At 72.0% G+C, this 15,528-nt stretch carries 16 protein-coding genes; 2 read left to right on the top strand and 14 right to left on the bottom strand.

Annotated features, from left to right (window positions below):
* Window positions 1–2,304, bottom strand: a complete 2,304-nt coding sequence (locus tag OHB56_RS33960) for an MMPL family transporter (RefSeq protein WP_406357514.1) — start codon at window positions 2,302–2,304, stop codon at window positions 1–3.
* A gap of 303 nt (window positions 2,305–2,607) precedes the next feature.
* Between OHB56_RS33960 and OHB56_RS33965 the strand changes: the two genes are divergently transcribed.
* Window positions 2,608–3,201 carry a DUF1697 domain-containing protein gene (locus OHB56_RS33965; protein WP_406357515.1) on the top strand — a complete coding sequence of 198 codons (594 nt, stop codon included), beginning with the start codon at window positions 2,608–2,610 and terminating at the stop codon, window positions 3,199–3,201.
* A complete protein-coding gene (locus OHB56_RS33970; RefSeq protein ID WP_406357517.1) occupies window positions 3,194–3,583 on the top strand; it encodes a DUF4440 domain-containing protein in 390 nt (129 codons plus the stop codon). The genes OHB56_RS33965 and OHB56_RS33970 overlap by 8 nt, the downstream gene beginning before the upstream one ends.
* 22 nt (window positions 3,584–3,605) lie before the next feature.
* On the opposite strand, the gene OHB56_RS33975 is transcribed toward OHB56_RS33970, so the two are convergent.
* The 13 genes from OHB56_RS33975 to OHB56_RS34035 all read right to left on the bottom strand — a co-directional run bounded on the left by OHB56_RS33975 (window position 3,606) and on the right by OHB56_RS34035 (window position 15,444).
* Window positions 3,606–4,343 carry a sirohydrochlorin chelatase gene (locus OHB56_RS33975; protein WP_326755545.1) on the bottom strand — a complete coding sequence of 246 codons (738 nt, stop codon included), beginning with the start codon at window positions 4,341–4,343 and terminating at the stop codon, window positions 3,606–3,608.
* Between the two features lie 7 nt (window positions 4,344–4,350).
* Window positions 4,351–5,256, bottom strand: a complete 906-nt coding sequence (locus tag OHB56_RS33980; protein ID WP_326755546.1) for an ABC transporter permease — start codon at window positions 5,254–5,256, stop codon at window positions 4,351–4,353.
* Window positions 5,243–6,031 carry an ABC transporter ATP-binding protein gene (locus tag OHB56_RS33985; protein ID WP_055593076.1) on the bottom strand — a complete coding sequence of 263 codons (789 nt, stop codon included), beginning with the start codon at window positions 6,029–6,031 and terminating at the stop codon, window positions 5,243–5,245. The genes OHB56_RS33980 and OHB56_RS33985 overlap by 14 nt, the downstream gene beginning before the upstream one ends.
* A gap of 39 nt (window positions 6,032–6,070) precedes the next feature.
* Window positions 6,071–7,177, bottom strand: coding sequence for an aliphatic sulfonate ABC transporter substrate-binding protein (locus OHB56_RS33990; protein WP_406357519.1), 1,107 nt, complete (start codon window positions 7,175–7,177; stop codon window positions 6,071–6,073).
* Window positions 7,178–7,496: 319 nt separating this feature from the next.
* Window positions 7,497–8,831: a GTP-binding protein gene (locus OHB56_RS33995; RefSeq protein ID WP_326755548.1), complete on the bottom strand. Its 1,335-nt coding sequence runs from the start codon at window positions 8,829–8,831 to the stop codon at window positions 7,497–7,499.
* 2 nt (window positions 8,832–8,833) lie between these two features.
* Window positions 8,834–9,787, bottom strand: coding sequence for a sulfate adenylyltransferase subunit CysD (gene cysD / locus OHB56_RS34000; RefSeq protein ID WP_406357522.1), 954 nt, complete (start codon window positions 9,785–9,787; stop codon window positions 8,834–8,836).
* Window positions 9,784–10,320 carry an adenylyl-sulfate kinase gene (gene cysC, locus OHB56_RS34005; RefSeq protein WP_326755550.1) on the bottom strand — a complete coding sequence of 179 codons (537 nt, stop codon included), beginning with the start codon at window positions 10,318–10,320 and terminating at the stop codon, window positions 9,784–9,786. The genes cysD and cysC overlap by 4 nt, the downstream gene beginning before the upstream one ends.
* 91 nt (window positions 10,321–10,411) lie before the next feature.
* Entirely contained in the window at window positions 10,412–11,122 is a 711-nt protein-coding gene (locus tag OHB56_RS34010) for a phosphoadenylyl-sulfate reductase (RefSeq protein WP_326755551.1), read from the bottom strand.
* Window positions 11,119–11,310 carry a hypothetical protein gene (locus OHB56_RS34015; protein ID WP_326755552.1) on the bottom strand — a complete coding sequence of 64 codons (192 nt, stop codon included), beginning with the start codon at window positions 11,308–11,310 and terminating at the stop codon, window positions 11,119–11,121. Before OHB56_RS34015 ends, OHB56_RS34010 begins: the two co-directional genes overlap by 4 nt.
* Window positions 11,307–13,004 carry a nitrite/sulfite reductase gene (locus OHB56_RS34020; protein WP_326755553.1) on the bottom strand — a complete coding sequence of 566 codons (1,698 nt, stop codon included), beginning with the start codon at window positions 13,002–13,004 and terminating at the stop codon, window positions 11,307–11,309. The genes OHB56_RS34015 and OHB56_RS34020 overlap by 4 nt, the downstream gene beginning before the upstream one ends.
* 183 nt (window positions 13,005–13,187) lie before the next feature.
* Window positions 13,188–13,343, bottom strand: coding sequence for a putative leader peptide (locus OHB56_RS34025; protein WP_406357525.1), 156 nt, complete (start codon window positions 13,341–13,343; stop codon window positions 13,188–13,190).
* A 121-nt stretch (window positions 13,344–13,464) separates the two neighbouring features.
* Window positions 13,465–14,037 carry a GNAT family N-acetyltransferase gene (locus OHB56_RS34030; RefSeq protein WP_406357527.1) on the bottom strand — a complete coding sequence of 191 codons (573 nt, stop codon included), beginning with the start codon at window positions 14,035–14,037 and terminating at the stop codon, window positions 13,465–13,467.
* A 75-nt stretch (window positions 14,038–14,112) separates the two neighbouring features.
* Entirely contained in the window at window positions 14,113–15,444 is a 1,332-nt protein-coding gene (locus OHB56_RS34035) for a hypothetical protein (RefSeq protein WP_406357529.1), read from the bottom strand.
* Between the last annotated feature and the right edge of the window lie 84 nt (window positions 15,445–15,528).

Raw genomic sequence — 15,528 nt, forward strand, 5'->3', positions numbered from 1 at the left:
TCAGACCCGCACCCGCTCGCCCTCGTCCGCACCGTGGTCCGTGCCCGTACCCCGGCCCGAGCCCCGGTCCACGCCGCCCTTCGCCACCGGCGCGCCTGCCCCCGCCCCTGTAGGCGACTCGTCGTGGGTCAGGTCGGGCATCCGGTGCAGCCACTTCGGCAGGTACCAGTTGCGCTCGCCGAGCAGCGCCATCACCGCCGGGAGCAGCACGCCCCGGATGATCGTCGCGTCGATGAGCACCGCCGCCGCCAGACCCACCCCCATCTGCTTCATGGACTGCATGGACAGCGTCCCGAAGATCCCGAACACGGCGACCATGATGACCGCGGCGCTGGTGATGACACCGGCCGTGGTGACCACACCGTGCTGGATCGCGTCCCGCGTCGTGCGGCCCCGCAGACGGGCCTCGCGGATCCGGGAGACCACGAACACGTGGTAGTCCATCGACAGGCCGAACAGGATGACGAAGAGGAACAGCGGCAGCCAGGTGATGATCGCGCCGACCCCCTCGGCGCCCACCAGGGACGCGCCCCAGCCGTGCTGGAAGACGGCCACCAGGATGCCGTAGGCCGCGCCCACCGACAGCAGGTTGAGCACGATCGACGTGATCGCGATCGTCAGCGAGCGGAACGACAGCAGCATCAGCAGGAAGGCGAAGACCACCACGAAGACGAAGACCGGGACGACCGAGCCGACCAGCTGGTCGTTGAAGTCCTCGGAGCCCGCGACCTGCCCGGTGACCGGCGCCTCCAGACCGTCCACCGTGCCCAGCGTGGCGGGCCGTACCTCGTCGCGCAGTGTGCGCAGGCTCTCGGCCGCCCTGTCCTGGTCGGAGCCGCCCACCAGCGGCACGTACACGAAGGCGACGTTCTGCCCCTCGTGCACCCTCGTCTCGACCGGGCCGTTCGAGGCGCCCGAACTCACCGCCTGCTCACGGAAGTCGGCCAGCGCGGCCCGCACCTGCGGGGAGTTGATGTCGTCCGCCCTGACGACCACCTCGGCCGGCTCCGCGCCGCCCGGGAACGCCTCGTTGACCCGGTTGTACGTCTGCACGATGGGCAGCGAGTCCCCGAACTCCTGGTCCAGCGTGAGGTTCTGGGTTTTCATGCCGACCGCGGGAGCGGCCACCGCCAGCAGCGCGCCGGTCGCCACCGCGGCGGCGAGCAGCGGCTTGGCGAGGACGCGGCGCAGTACGGCCGTCCAGATCCGGCTGTCGTTGCCGCTGCCCGAGGTGCGCCGGCGCAGGAACGGCAGCCGGCCCTTCTCGACCCGCTCGCCCAGCAGCGACAGCAGCGCGGGCAGCACGGTCACGGAGCCCACCATGGCGACCGCCACGACCATCAGCGAGGCCAGGCCCATCGCCTCGAACTCGGCGAGCCCGGTGAACAGCATGCCCGCCATGGCCACACAGACCGTCACACCGGAGACGACGATCGCCCGGCCGCTGGTCGCGGCGGCGATCCGCAGCGCCGTCTGCGCGTCGTGGCCGGCGGCCCGCTCCTCGCGCTCGCGGCGCAGGTAGAAGAGGCAGTAGTCGACGCCCACGGCCAGGCCGACCAGCAGCATCACGGAGTTGGCGGTCTCGCTCATCGGCTGCAGATGACTGACCAGGCCCATCAGGCCCATCGTCGCCATGATCGCGGTGATCGCCAGTGCCACCGGCAGCAGCGCGGCCACCAGTGCGCCGAAGGCGATCAGCAGGATGCCGAGGGCCACCGGGACCGCCGAGTACTCGGCCTTCTTGAAGTCGTCGCCGAACGCGTCGTCGAACGTCTTCATCATGCTGGCGCCGCCGATCTCCTCGATCCGCAGCGCGTCGTGGTCCTTCTGAACCCCCTCCACGGCCTTCAGCACCGGCTCGACCCGCTCGGCGGCGGTGTCGGAGTCGCCGCGCATGTCGAACTGGACCAGCGCGCTGCGCCCGTCCTCCGAGATCGTGCCGCTCTCGTACGGCGTGGTCACCTCCGTGACCTGACCGGTCTTCTCGACCGCCGTGACGACCGCGGTGACCGCGGCGCGGAACTCGTCGTCCGTGGCCGACAGTCCGTCGTCCTTGGCCTGCACCAGTACGGTCTCACCGGCCGGCTCCTCGATGCCGGCGTCCTCGACGATCCGGGCGGCGGTCCGCGTCTCCCCCTTGAGCTGGTCGCTGTCGCCGACGTCGACCCGGCCGGCCGCCGAACCGAGGCCCATCGCCAGCACCACGAACAGCACCCAGATACCGACGGCCGCCCATCGGTGCCGGGCGCTCCAGCCGCCGGCACGGGCGGCGAAACCCCTTACCCGCGCATCTCCGTTGCTCATGACGGGCTCGCTCCCTCGTGCACGACAGCGACCTGTGCCGCCGCCTTCCACGTTCGAAGGTAGGGGCCGGACAAGACCGTCTCGTCGTGCTGACCGGTGAGGCTCCGGGCGCGGAACTCCTCCCCTCGGACTTCGTTCCCTCCCCACTGGGGAGGAGGGGACCCCTACATCTACCGGGGGTTCTCCCGGGGGCGTGATCAGGGTGCGGGGCGGCCGTCAGGACGCCCGCGCCGCCGTACTTCACGCGGACACGGCCGCCGTGCCCACCCTCACGGGGCACCACGGTCGTCCTATCGTGTGCGGATGGCGACGACATACGCGGCACTGCTGCGCGGCATCAACGTGGGCGGCAGCAAAAAGGTCCCCATGGCCGAACTCCGCGCCCTGATGGAGGGCCTCGGCCACGACGCCGTGCGCACCCATCTCCAGAGCGGCCAGGCCGTGTTCACCACCGGGAGCAGCCGACCGGAAGGCAGGGACGCGGGCGAGGAGGCGGGAGAGAACGCGATCGAGGACGCACTGGCCGCCGAACTCGCCGACGCCGTCGAGCGGCGCTTCGGCTTCGCCGTCGACGTGATCGTGCGCGACCACGCCTACCTGCGGGCGATCGTCGACGACTGCCCCTTCCCGGCCGCCGAGTCGGAGCCCCAGCAGCTCCACGTCACCTACTTCTCCACCGCCGTCGACGCCGGCCGTTTCGCGGACGTCGACCGGGCCGCCCATCTGCCCGAGGAGTTCCGCCTAGGCGACCGCGCCCTGTACCTGTACGCCCCGAACGGCCTGGGCCGCTCCAAGCTCGCCGAGCGCCTGGCCGGGCCCCGGACCACCCGGGGCCTCATCGCCACCACTCGCAACTGGAACACCGTCGTCAAGCTCATGGAGCTCACCCGTGACTGACCCGCACACCGCCGCCCACACCACCGCCGCCATCGAGGCCGAACTGAAACTGCTGGACCCCGAGGTGCGCCGCTCACCCCAACGCGTCGGGGAGCTGCTGCACCCGGAGTTCGTGGAGATCGGCGCGTCCGGACGGATCTGGGACCGCGACGCGATCATCGCCCTGCTCGCCGGCGAACGCGATGCGGGGGGCCTCACCGGCACCGTCTCCCGGATGAAGGCCGTACAGCTCGCGCCCGACACCGTCCATCTCACCTACGACACGGACCACAACGGCCGGCGCGCCCACCGCAGCTCCCTGTGGCGCCGCACCGGCCGGGACTGGCTGCTCTACTTCCATCAGGGGACGCCGTACGACTCGAACGCGGTGACCGGCGGCTGACGCCCACCACCACCCCGAGGACTCAGGCCCCCACAGCAGCCGGCATCGGCACCCGTGCCGCGTCGTACCGCTCCAGCAGCACCCGCGCGACCTCCGGCGCCGGGCCGAGAACGTCCGCCAGGACGTCCGCCTCCACCGCGCCCCGTGCGATGCGGTCCGGGAGGAACCCCGGGGCCAGCACGTACGGGGCCACGGCGACGCGCTCGCAGCCGAGGGCGAGCAGTTCGCGCACCGCGTCCTCGGTGCGGGGCAGGGATGCGGAGGCGAACGCAGGCCGCACGGCGCACCAACCGGTGTGCCGCCACTCCCGCGCGATTGCTGCGATCACTGCGATCGCCTCCGGGTCGGTGGACCCCGCCGAGGCCAGGACGACCCCGGTCGAGGACTTGTCGGCGGGCGTGAGGCCCGCCTCGTACAGCCGGCGCTCCAGCGCGGCGAGGAGCAGGGGCGACGGGCCCAGCACGTCCGCCTGGCGGATGCGCAGCCGCGGGTCCGCGTCCGCGAGGACCGCCGGGATGTCCGCCTTGGCGTGGAAGGCGCGGGTCAGCAGCAGCGGGAGGGCCACCACGTCGCGCACGCCCTCCGCCGCGAGGGAGTCCAGCACCCCCGGCACGGAGGGGACGGCGAAATCGAGGAAGCCGGTCTCCACGCGCAGCTCCGGCCGCAGCGACCGTACCCGCCGCACCAGGGCGTGCACGGTCGCCGCGTGCCGGGGGTCGCGGCTGCCGTGGGCGATGACGAGAAGAACCGGACGGTGCATGATCGGATCAGTCCTTCACCAGCAGGCCGCGGCTGCGCAGCACCCACCGCTCCAGCGGACTGAAGATCAGCAGGTCGATGGCGATACCGACGGTCAGGATCAGCAGGATCGCCTCGAACACCATGGCCATGTCGCTCGCGTTGCGCCCGTTCTCCAGCAGCTGCCCGAGACCGACGCCGAGGTCGGGGAACGACGCGATGATCTCCGCGGCCATCAGTGAGCGCCAGGAGAACGCCCAGCCCTGCTTCAGACCCGCCACATAGCCGGGCAGCGCGGCCGGCAGCACGATGTGCCAGGTGCCCTTCAACCCCGTCGCGCCCAGTGTGCGGCCGGCCCGCAGGAACAGCGGCGGCACCTGGCTGACGCCGGAGACCAGGCCGTTGGCGATCGAGGGGACCGCACCGAGCAGGATCACCGCGTACATCATCTGGTTGTTCAGGCCCAGCCAGATCACGGCCGGCGGCACCCACGCCACCGACGGCAGGGACTGCAGCCCGGACAGGATCGGGCCGATCGCCGCGCGCACGAACCTCACCCGCGCCACCAGCAGTCCCAGCGGCGTACCGATCAGCAGCGCGAAGAAGAAGCCGAGCAGACCGCGCGAGACGCTGGTCCAGATGTAGCCGAGCAGCTCGCCCTGGAGCCACGCGTCCTGGACGACGCTCCACACGGCACCCGGCGAGGGCAGCTTGGTCGGATCGTCGACGATCCTGAAGGAGACCAGCGCCTGCCACACGGCCAGTACCAGGGCGACGGCGAGGACGGGCGGCAGGATCTTCTGGACGAAGGTCTGGCGCCACGGCCTGCGGGCCTGCTGCCTCGTCTCCAGTGCGTCGAGCCCCGCCTCGAGACCGGCGAGGTCGTTCACGTCCTTCGTGCGCGCGTCCTTCGCGGTGGTGTCAGTGCTGGCCATGTCGGCGGATCTCCCCACGGAGTTCTTCGGTGATCTCGACGGACAGTTCCGCGACCGCGGCGTCCTCGATACGGCGCGGGTGCTCGATGTCCACCGTCCACTCGCGGGCGATCCGGCCCGGCCTCGACGACAGCAGCACCACCCGCTGCGCCAGCCGGACGGCCTCACGCACGTTGTGCGTGACGAACAGGACGGAGACCCGGGTCTCGCGCCAGATCCGGGTCAGCTCGTCGTGCAGCACGTCGCGGGTGATGGCGTCCAGCGCCGCGAACGGCTCGTCCATCAGCAGCAGCTTGCTCTCCTGGGCGAGCGCGCGGGCCAGCGCGACCCGCTGGCGCATACCGCCGGACAGCTCGTGCACCCGCTTGCCGTGGGCGCCCCCCAGCCGGACCAGCTCCAGCAGCTCCTCGGCCCGGCCGCGCCGCTCGGCCTTCGGCACGCCCCGCAGCTTCAGGGCGAGTTCGATGTTCTTGCCCGCCGTCAGCCACGGGAACAGCGCGTGCTCCTGGAACATCAGCGCCGGGCGGCCGTCCGTGCTGATCGCGCCGGCGCTGGGCGCGTCGAGGCCCGCGACCAGGTTGAGCAGCGTGGACTTGCCGCAGCCCGAGGCACCCAGCAGGGTGACGAACTCGCCGGGGGCGACGTCGAGCGTGATGTCGTCCAGTACGAGCTGCTGCCCGGCCGGGCCCGCGAACGACTTCGAGACATGCTCGATCCGGGCGGCATGGGTGGCCGCCTCGGTGCCGTCGGCGGCCTTGGCGAGGGTCGTGGCCATGGTCGTCACCTCCTGGGACGTTTCTTCGGGGTTCCGGGATCAGCCGACGCCGAGACCGGCGTCGTCGACGGCGGGCGCGCCCTCGGCCGCGAGGACCTTGTTGAGGGGTTCGAGGTCGTAGATGCCGTTCAGGTCGGGCCGCTCGAGCAGGCCCGCGTTCACGGCGTGCTCCGCCTGGGCGCCGAGGGTGGCGGCCAGCGGGTCGTCGGTGAACCGGATCGACTTCCACGCCGGGTCCAGTACGCCGGCGGGCAGCGCCTTGCCGGAGTCGGCCGCCAGCTGCTCGTTGGCGGCGGCCTTCGCCTCGCCCGGGTGTTCGTTGATCCACCGGTTGGTGGAGACCGACGCCTCGAGGACCGCCTCGACGGCCTTCGGGTGCTTCTCCAGGAACTCCTGGCGCGCGACGAGGTTCGTGATGACGAACTGCCCGTCCGGCCACAGGGAGGCCTCGTCCAGCAGGACCTTCCCGCCCTCGGCGACCAGCTTCGACGCGGTGGGCTCCGGTACCCACGCGCCGTCGACCGACCCGGCCGCGAAGGCGTCCGGGGTGACCTTGTTGTCGCTGCGGACGACCGTGACGTCGCCCTTGCCGCTCTGCGCGTCGACCGTCCAGCCCTGCTCGGCTGCCCAGTTGAGGAACGCCACGTCCTGCGTGTTGCCGAGCTGCGGTGTCGCGATCCGCTTGCCCTCGACGTCCTCCACGGACTTCACCCGGTCCGGGTTCACCACCAGCTTCACCCCGCCGGACGCCGAACCGCCGATGATTCGCAGGTTCCTGCCCTGCGACTTGGCCCAGCCGTTCACCGCCGGTGACGGCCCGATCCAGGCGACGTCGAGGGAGCCGGAGTTGAGCGCCTCGATCGCGGACGGCCCCGCGTTGAACACCGCGTACCGGGCCTCGGTCGCGCCGAGCTCCTTCTGGAAGAAGCCCTTCTGCTTGCCCACCAGCGCGGTCGCGTGGGTCAGATTGCCGAAGTGGCCGATCCTCACCGCGTCGAGGCCGTCGGTCTTCCGCGCCCCGGCCGCGATGCCGGCGCCGGCGCTCTCCTCGGCCTGGGAGCCGTAGCCGCATCCGGCCAGGGCGAGCAGGACCAGCACGGCCGTCACGGCGAACGCGCGGCGCGGTGCGGCGGGGGTGGCAGGCACGGGAGGTTTTCCTCTCGGGGGCCCGGCGGTCACGTACTCGGCTGGTCGTACTCAGCCGGTCGTGGCCGGGGGATCGGCGGGTTTTCGGCGGTGGCGGCGCGGGACCGGGACACGCGAACGGTGCGCGCGCCCCCGGTGCTCCGGGAGCGTCACGCACATCGCGCGACCCCGCCCTGCCCGCTTCCGGTACGCCCGCCGCCGATCCGGCCGCCTTCTTTGGCGAAGGTGGCGAAGACGTCGAGGGGACGCGCCGCCGGCAGTCCCGTCGACGTCGTCGGGAGCCCTGGCACAGGCGGTTTCGCCGTAGGGAGTTCCATGGTCAGAAGTCCCATCCGTCGTCCTCGGACGCGTCCTTGACCGGGTCCGGCGCGGCGAAGGACTCGCCGGCCATGCCCGCGGTGAGCGTGGTGCCGTCGTTCGGGTCGATCAGGATGAACGAACCGGTGCGCCGCGAGTCCGCGTACGAGTCGGCCGGCAACGGCTCGGCGGTACGGATCTTCACCCGGCCGATGTCGTTGGCGACGAGCGTGCCGGGGTGCGGGTGCAGCGACAGGTCGTCCAGCGTCAGCCGGGCCGGAATGTCCTTCACGATCGCCTTGACCGTCCGGGTGCCGTGCTTGAGCAGCACCCGGTGGCCGACCGTCAGCGGCTGGTCGGCGACATGGCAGACGGTGGCCTCGACGTCCTGCGTGACGGCCGGCGCGTCCTTGCTCGGGACGAGCAGGTCGCCGCGGGAGATGTCGATGTCGTCCGCCAGCAGCAGCGTCACCGACTGCGGCGTCCAGGCCGCCTCGACGGGCGTGCCCAGCAGGTCGATCCCGGTGATCGTCGTGGTCCGGCCGGACGGCAGCACGGTCACCTCGTCCCCCGTACGGAACGTGCCCGCTGCGATCTGACCGGCATATCCCCGGTAGTCGGGGTGCTCGGCGCTCTGCGGCCGGATCACGTACTGCACCGGCAGCCGGGCGTGGCAGTGCGCCAGGTCGTGGCTGACCGGCACCGTCTCCAGGTGCTCCAGCACCGTCGGGCCGCCGTACCAGTCCATGTGCGCGGACGGCTCCACGACGTTGTCGCCGACGAGCGCCGAGATCGGGATCGCGGTGACCTCCGGGACGCCCAGCTCCGTCGCGTACGCCGTGAACTCCTCGGCGATCCGCGCGAACACGGTCTCCTCGTAGTCCACCAGGTCCATCTTGTTGACGGCGAGCACGACGTGGGGCACGCGCAGCAGGGCGGCGATGGCCGCGTGCCGCCGGGTCTGCTCGACCACGCCGTTGCGGGCGTCGACGAGGATGACGGTCAGCTCCGCGGTGGAGGCGCCGGTGACCATGTTGCGGGTGTACTGCACATGGCCCGGAGTGTCGGCGAGGATGAACCGGCGCCGCGGCGTGGCGAAGTAGCGGTACGCCACGTCGATGGTGATGCCCTGTTCCCGCTCGGCCCGCAGCCCGTCGGTGAGCAGGGCGAGGTCGGGAGCCTCCTGGCCCCGGCTCGCCGACACCCGCTCCACGGCCTCCAGCTGGTCGGTGAGGACCGACTTGGAGTCGTGCAGCAGCCGGCCCACCAGGGTGGACTTGCCGTCGTCGACGGAACCGGCGGTGGCGAACCGCAGCAGGGTGGTCTCCGCGAGCGCCTCGCTCGTGATCGTGCTCATGTCTAGAAGTACCCCTCGCGCTTGCGGTCTTCCATCGCGGCCTCGGAGAGCTTGTCGTCGGCGCGGGTGGCCCCGCGCTCGGTCAGCCGGGAGGCGGCGATCTCGGTGATCACCTTCTCGATGGTGTCGGCCCCGGAGTCGACCGCGCCGGTGCAGGACATGTCGCCCACCGTCCGGTAGCGGACGAGCCGCTTCTCGACACTCTCGCCGTCCTTCGGGCCGCCCCACTCGCCGGCGGTCAGCCACATGCCGCCGCGCTGGAACACCTCGCGGTGGTGGGCGTAGTAGATCTCCGGAAGTTCGATGTCCTCGCGGGCGATGTACTGCCACACGTCCAGCTCGGTCCAGTTGGACAGCGGGAAGACCCGGACGTGCTCACCGGGCGCGTGCCTGCCGTTGTAGAGGTTCCACAGCTCGGGCCGCTGGCGGCGGGGGTTCCACTGGGAGAACTCGTCGCGCAGCGAGAACACCCGCTCCTTGGCGCGGGCCTTCTCCTCGTCCCGCCGGCCGCCGCCGAACACGGCGTCGAACTTCTCGGCGGCGATCTTCTCGGTGAGGGGCACCGTCTGCAGCGGGTTGCGGGTGCCGTCGGGGCGCTCGCGCAGCACACCGCGGTCGATGTAGTCCTGCACCGAGGCGACGTGCAGCCGCAGCCCGTGCCGGGCGACCGTGCGGTCGCGGTAGTCGAGGACCTCGGGGAAGTTGTGCCCGGTGTCGACGTGCAGCAGCGAGAAGGGGACCGGCGCCGGGGCGAAGGCCTTCAGCGCCAGGTGCAGCATCAGGATGGAGTCCTTGCCGCCGGAGAACAGGATCACCGGGTTCTCGAACTCGCCCGCGACCTCGCGGAAGATGTGCACCGCCTCCGACTCGAGGGCGTCGAGGTGGGAGAGGGCGTACGGTCCGGCCGTGTCGCCGGTGCCCTCGTCGCCGGTCGCGACCGTGGCCACGGTGGTCATGCCAGTCCCCTTTCGCTCAGCAGGGCGTGCACCGCCGCGGCGGATTCCTGGACGGTCTGGTGCTGCGACTCGATGCGCAGATCGGGAGAGACGGGAGCTTCGTACGGGTCGTCCACGCCGGTCAGTCCGGTGAGTTCACCCGCGGCCTGCTTGGCGTACAGCCCCTTCACGTCGCGTACGGAGCACACCTCGACCGGGGTCGCCACGTGCACCTCGACGTACGACGTGCCGTTCGCCCCGTGCCGCCCCCGGACCGCGTCCCGGCTGTCCGCGTAGGGCGCGATGACCGGGACGAGCGCGGTGACGCCGTTGCGGGCGAGCAGTTCGGCGACGAATCCGATGCGCTGCACGTTGGTGTGTCGGTCCTCGCGGCTGAAGCCGAGGCCCGCGGAGAGGAACTCGCGGATCTCGTCGCCGTCGAGCAGCTCGACCCGGCGGCCCTGCTCGCGCAGCCGGCCGGCCAGTTCGTGGGCGATGGTGGTCTTGCCGGCGCTCGGCAGACCCGTGAGCCAGACGGTGGCTCCGGTCGTCACGTCGGTCTCCTGGTTCGTAGAGGGCGTGGGGGGCGCCGAGGGCGCGGGGGGCCCGGTGAGGGGCCGCGGAGGCGCGGAGGGCTCGGTCATGTCAGCCGTGCAGTCCGCACTCGGTCTTGCCGCGGCCTGCCCAGCGGCCGGCGCGGGCGTCCTCGCCCTCCAGCACGCGACGGGTGCAGGGGGCGCAGCCCACCGACGCGTACCCGTCCGTCAGCAGCGGGTTGGTGAGCACGCCGTGCTCGGCGACGTAGGCGTCCACGTCGTCCTGGGTCCAGCGGGCGATGGGGGAGACCTTCACCTTCCGCCGCTTCTCGTCCCAGCCGACGACCGGGGTGTTCGCCCGGGTCGGGGACTCGTCGCGGCGCAGCCCGGTCGCCCAGGCCACGTAGCCCCGCAGGCCCTCCTCCAATGGCCGCACCTTGCGGAGAGCGCAGCACAGGTCGGGGTCGCGGTCGTGCAGCCTCGGCCCGTACTCGGCGTCCTGCTCGGCGACGGTCTGCCGCGGGGTGAGCGTGATGACGTTGACGTCCATCACGGCCTCCACGGCGTCCCGGGTGCCGATGGTCTCCTCGAAGTGGTAGCCGGTGTCGAGGAACACCACGTCCACACCGGGCAGGGCGCGGGAGGCGAGGTGGGCGACCACCGCGTCCTCCATCGACGAGGTCACGCAGAACCGCCCGCCGAAGGTCTCGGCGGCCCACGCGAGGATCTCCGACGCGGAGGCGTCCTCCAGGTCGCGGCCCGCCTGCTCGGCCAGCGCCTTCAACTCGTCGGTGGTGCGCTTTTCCTGAACCGACGTCATATTCGGTCCCCTCCCGTTTCAGGTCCGGTGTCCGGCCGGTCGAGCCCCTGGGCGAGCAGCCCGAGGAACTTCAGCCGGAAGGCCCGGTTGCACGCCCCGCACTCCCAGGCGCCGTGCCCCTCCTCGCCGGGGCGCAGGTCCTCGTCGCCGCAGTAGGGGCAGTAGAACGGCGCGGCCCGCTCGCTCACGACAGGGCCTCGGCGTCGGCGCGGGCCGCCCAGGCGGCGAACCGCTCGCCGTCCTCGCGCTCCGCCTGGAAGCGCTTCAGGACCCGCTCGATGTAGTCCGGCAGTTCGTCCGAGGAGACCTTCAGACCGCGCACCTTGCGGCCGAAGGCCGGCTCCAGGCCGAGCGCGCCGCCCAGGTGCACCTGGTAGCCGCTGACCTGCCGGCCCTCGGCGTCGGTGACCAGCTGTCCCTTGAGACCGATGTCCGCGGTCTGGATACGGGCGCAGGCGTTCGGGCAGCCGTTGATGTTGATGGTGAGCGGCTCGCCGAAGTCGGGCAGCCGGCGCTCCAGCTCGTCGATGAGCTCGCTGCCGCGCTCCTTGGTCTCCACGATGGCGAGCTTGCAGAACTCGATGCCCGTGCAGGCCATCGTGCCGCGCCGGAAGGGCGACGGCTTGACCCGCAGGTCCAGTGCCTCCAGGGCGTCGACGAGCGAGTCGACCCGGTCCTGCGGCACGTCCAGGACGATCATCTTCTGCTCGGCCGTGGTGGAGACCCGCCCCGAGCCGTGGTCCTCGGCCAGCGCGGCGACCTTGGTGAGCAGCGAGCCGTCCATCCGGCCCACCCGCGGCGCGAAGCCGACGTAGAACCGGCCGTCCTTCTGGCGGTGCACCCCGATGTGGTCGCGCCACCGCTGCGCGGGCATCTCGGGCGCCGGACCGTCCGACAGCCTGCGGCCCAGGTAGTCGTCCTCCAGGACCTGACGGAACTTCTCCGGCCCCCAGTCGGCGACCAGGAACTTCAGCCGCGCCCGGTTGCGCAGCCGCCGGTAGCCGTGGTCGCGGAAGATGGAGATGACGCCTTCCCACACGTCGGGCACGTCCGCCTCGGACACCCAGGCTCCCAGCCGCACCCCGAACTTGGGGTTGGTCGACAGACCGCCGCCGACCCACAGGTCGAAGCCGGGGCCGTGCTCGGGGTGGACGACGCCGACGAAGGACACGTCGTTGATCTCGTGGGCGACGTCCAGCAGCGGGGAGCCGGAGACGGCCGTCTTGAACTTGCGCGGGAGGTTGGAGAAGCGCGGGTCGCCGAGGTAGCGGCGGGCGATCTCGTCCAGCGCCGCCGAGCCGTCGATGATCTCGTCCTCGGCGACCCCGGCCACGGGGGAGCCGAGCATGCCGCGCGGGGTGTCGCCGCAGGCCTCCGTGGTGGACAGGCCCACCGCTTCGAGCCGTTCCCAGATCGCGGGCACGTCCTCGATGCGGATCCAGTGGTACTGGATGTTCTGCCGGTCGGTGATGTCGGCGGTGCCGCGGGCGTAGGTCTCGGCGATCTCGCCGATCACGCGCAGCTGCTCGGTGGTGAGCCGTCCGCCGGTGATGCGGACCCGCATCATGAAGTACTCGTCCTCGAGCTCCTCGGGCTCCAGCACACCGGTGCGGCCGCCGTCGATCCCGGGGCGGCGCTGCGTGTACAGGCCCCACCAACGCAGGCGGCCGCGAAGGTCGTTGGGGTCGATCGAGTCGAATCCCCGCTTCGAGTAGATCGTCTCCACACGTGTCCGGACGTTGAGACCGTCGTCGTCCTTCTTGAACTGCTCGTTGCCGTTGAGCGGCGTGAAGTGTCCCGCGGCCCACTGGCCCTCTCCGCGGTGACGGCTCACCTTGCGGCGGGGGGTCGCGGCGGCAGGGTTCTGCGGGCTGGCGGCCATGGTTGACACGTCCTTCGGGACAGACGGGGATGCGGCTTTGACCTGCGCATGACGGGTATGGGCGTACATGCGCGTCATTGCGCGGGAGTTCGTGAAACGAAGCGGAACGGGGCGGAACCGGACGGTGCCGAGCGGGGTCGGACCGGAGCGGAGGGGAACTGTCGGGTGCTGCTGAACGTGCTCTCAGCGCGCCGGACAGATGGCGCTGGACATGCGGCCGAGGTCGACGTGCCGCCGACTCACCAAGGCGATTCCCGTTCCAGGCATGACGGAAGCGTGGCACGGGAATCTGGACACAGTCCAGCTTCTTCCACTATGCGGACACCTTCGTCTCGCCATGAGAGACCAGGTGGTCTTGGTCGCAAGCGGCGCGGGCGGCCCCGTCCGCGCCGCTCGGGAGCGGCTCGGGGGAGACGGACGCCGTACGGCCCGTACGCGGGGCGTCTGCGGGGCGTGGTGCTCAGACCGGGTGGGCCCCCGGCCACGGGCCCGGGGTGGCGATCTCGGGCTCGTCCTCGACCTTGGTGTCGAACAGCCGGAAGCCCCGCCGACGGTAGTTGTCCATGGCGTACGCGCCGTCCTTGCTGCACGTGTGCAGCCAGACCCGCCCGGTCGGTTTCCGTCCCGGCCACCGCTCCGCCAGATCCCAGGCCCGCGCGACGCCGTACGACAGCAGGTGCCCGCCGACGCGCCGGCCCCGGAAGGCCGGGATCAGCCCGAAGTAGACGATCTCCACGACCCCGTCGTCCTGTGCCTCCAGCTCCACGTACCCCGCGGGCGTTCCCCGGTCGTACGCCACCCAGGTCTCCACGCCGGGCCGGTCCAGGTGCTCCAGCCACTGCGCGTACGTCCAGCCCAGCCGGTCGGTCCAGCGGATGTCACCGCCGACCGACGCGTACAGGAAGCGGCTGAACTCCGGGGACGGCACCTCGGAGCGGACGACCCGCACGTCCCCCTCCGGCGCGGCGGCCGGCAGGAGATCGGTGGGCGCGGTCTGCTCCAGGGACCAGGTGGTCACGGCGATGGTCGTCATGCCGGAAAGGGAACCATCCGGCGCGGACGTCTGTCGAATGCCCGGTTCACGCGTCAACGGGAGTGGCGGCAGGTCCTAGTCCAGCGAGCCGTCGACGGAGGTCAGGGGCAGGGCGAAGAGCATGCGGCCGGTCTGGGACCACACCTCGCCGGTCTCCTGCCAGTAGGACAGGGACGCCGACGGGCCGCTCCAGCAGCGGTGCGTCTCGTCCGCCCCGCACCGGGTGGGCCGGGCCCCCTCCGTGTCCTGCCGCCACAGCGTCCCGCGCTCGTCCGGCGTCCCGGTCATCCGGCCCAGGTACCAGCCCGACCCGTACGACAGCACACTGCGCACATGGGTCAGCTTCGTCTCGTAGGCCGAGACGGGGTCCGCCCTCAGCAGCGGGTCCGTGGCCAGCAGCCCCGCGCGGGCCCTGTCGTCGTCGAACGCGTAACGCCACAGGCGGGTCGGCCCGTCGTGGTCCTCGGCGACCGCCTCGTGCGCGACCAGGCTGTCCGGCACCGTGCTGCGGTCCAGGGAGATGCCGCCCGGCTGCGGGGCGTCCACGTCGGCCGTCCGGTACACGGCGACGGCGGGCAGGACGTACCGCGCCCCGGCCGCCGACCAGCCACCGGGCACCCGCCCGACCGTCGAACCGTCCGCGGTGGCCCGCTGGACGCGGTCCACGTCGTACACGTACAGCGCGCTGCCGTCCCCCCGCCCGGCGGTGACCAGCAGCTTGTCCTGATACCAGACCATGCCCGTCACGGGGGAGACCAGTCCGCGGTAGTCCTGTCCCCCGGCGACCGGGACGGCGAGCTGCGCCCAGGTGTAGCGGAGGTCGGCGGGGTCGTCGGCGTCGATGAACGCGACCCGGGCCAGTCCCTGCCCCGCGCCGGCGCCCGTCACGGCAGGGCCCTGTGCGGCGGTGCCGTCCGCCGTGGCGTCGCCCTGGCTCCAGGCGGAGAGCACCACCCGGCTGGGACCCCAGAGGCCGTCGTCGTCCGCGTCCCCGGAGGTGGTGACGGCGCCGGGACGCCAGCCCTCGACGTCGGCGCCGTCCCAGCAGTACGCGCGCGTGGCGGAGGGTTCGACGGGCAGTGCGCGCTTGTCGTCGTCCGTACAGGACCCCGCGCCGCGCAGGGAGCCGTCGGTGTCGTCGAGCACGGCCCGGACGCCGACGGGCCGGCCCATCTCGGAGGAGAGCCGGTCGAGCCATTCCGGCGGCACATGGTCCTCGGACAGCCGCAGCGGCGCGGTCTCCGCGGACGAGGTGAGCGGCTTCAGCGCCCCGGGGTCGTCGGCGTCGGTGGCCTGCGACGTGCTGATCAGGGTGGCCGTCGCGGTGAGCGCGAGCGCGGTCCCGGCCAGCGTCGCCCGCAGCGCCTTGCCCCGCCTGCGCCGGCGATGTCTGCCGCGATGCTTCATAACGTCCTCCCGAGGCGGGCCAACTGCGTCCGGCGATCCGACCGTCCGACCGTGGAGCAGGTGAGGGTGGCCCGAGGAGCGATG

Source organism: Streptomyces sp. NBC_01635, assembly GCF_045209715.1.
Classification (GTDB): Bacteria; Actinomycetota; Actinomycetes; order Streptomycetales; family Streptomycetaceae; genus Streptomyces; species Streptomyces hirsutus.

Bases quoted from the DNA above. Each gene is read 5' to 3' on its own strand.
- OHB56_RS33960 (WP_406357514.1), bottom strand. From the start codon at position 2,304: ATGAGCAACGGAGATGCGCGGGTAAGGGGTTTCGCCGCCCGTGCCGGC.
- OHB56_RS33965 (WP_406357515.1), top strand. From the start codon at position 2,608: ATGGCGACGACATACGCGGCACTGCTGCGCGGCATCAACGTGGGCGGC.
- OHB56_RS33975 (WP_326755545.1), bottom strand. From the start codon at position 4,343: ATGCACCGTCCGGTTCTTCTCGTCATCGCCCACGGCAGCCGCGACCCC.
- OHB56_RS33980 (WP_326755546.1), bottom strand. From the start codon at position 5,256: ATGGCCAGCACTGACACCACCGCGAAGGACGCGCGCACGAAGGACGTG.
- OHB56_RS33985 (WP_055593076.1), bottom strand. From the start codon at position 6,031: ATGGCCACGACCCTCGCCAAGGCCGCCGACGGCACCGAGGCGGCCACC.
- OHB56_RS33995 (WP_326755548.1), bottom strand. From the start codon at position 8,831: ATGAGCACGATCACGAGCGAGGCGCTCGCGGAGACCACCCTGCTGCGG.
- cysD (WP_406357522.1), bottom strand. From the start codon at position 9,787: ATGACCACCGTGGCCACGGTCGCGACCGGCGACGAGGGCACCGGCGAC.
- OHB56_RS34010 (WP_326755551.1), bottom strand. From the start codon at position 11,122: ATGACGTCGGTTCAGGAAAAGCGCACCACCGACGAGTTGAAGGCGCTG.
- OHB56_RS34020 (WP_326755553.1), bottom strand. From the start codon at position 13,004: ATGGCCGCCAGCCCGCAGAACCCTGCCGCCGCGACCCCCCGCCGCAAG.
- OHB56_RS34025 (WP_406357525.1), bottom strand. From the start codon at position 13,343: ATGGCGAGACGAAGGTGTCCGCATAGTGGAAGAAGCTGGACTGTGTCC.
- OHB56_RS34030 (WP_406357527.1), bottom strand. From the start codon at position 14,037: ATGACGACCATCGCCGTGACCACCTGGTCCCTGGAGCAGACCGCGCCC.
- OHB56_RS34035 (WP_406357529.1), bottom strand. From the start codon at position 15,444: ATGAAGCATCGCGGCAGACATCGCCGGCGCAGGCGGGGCAAGGCGCTG.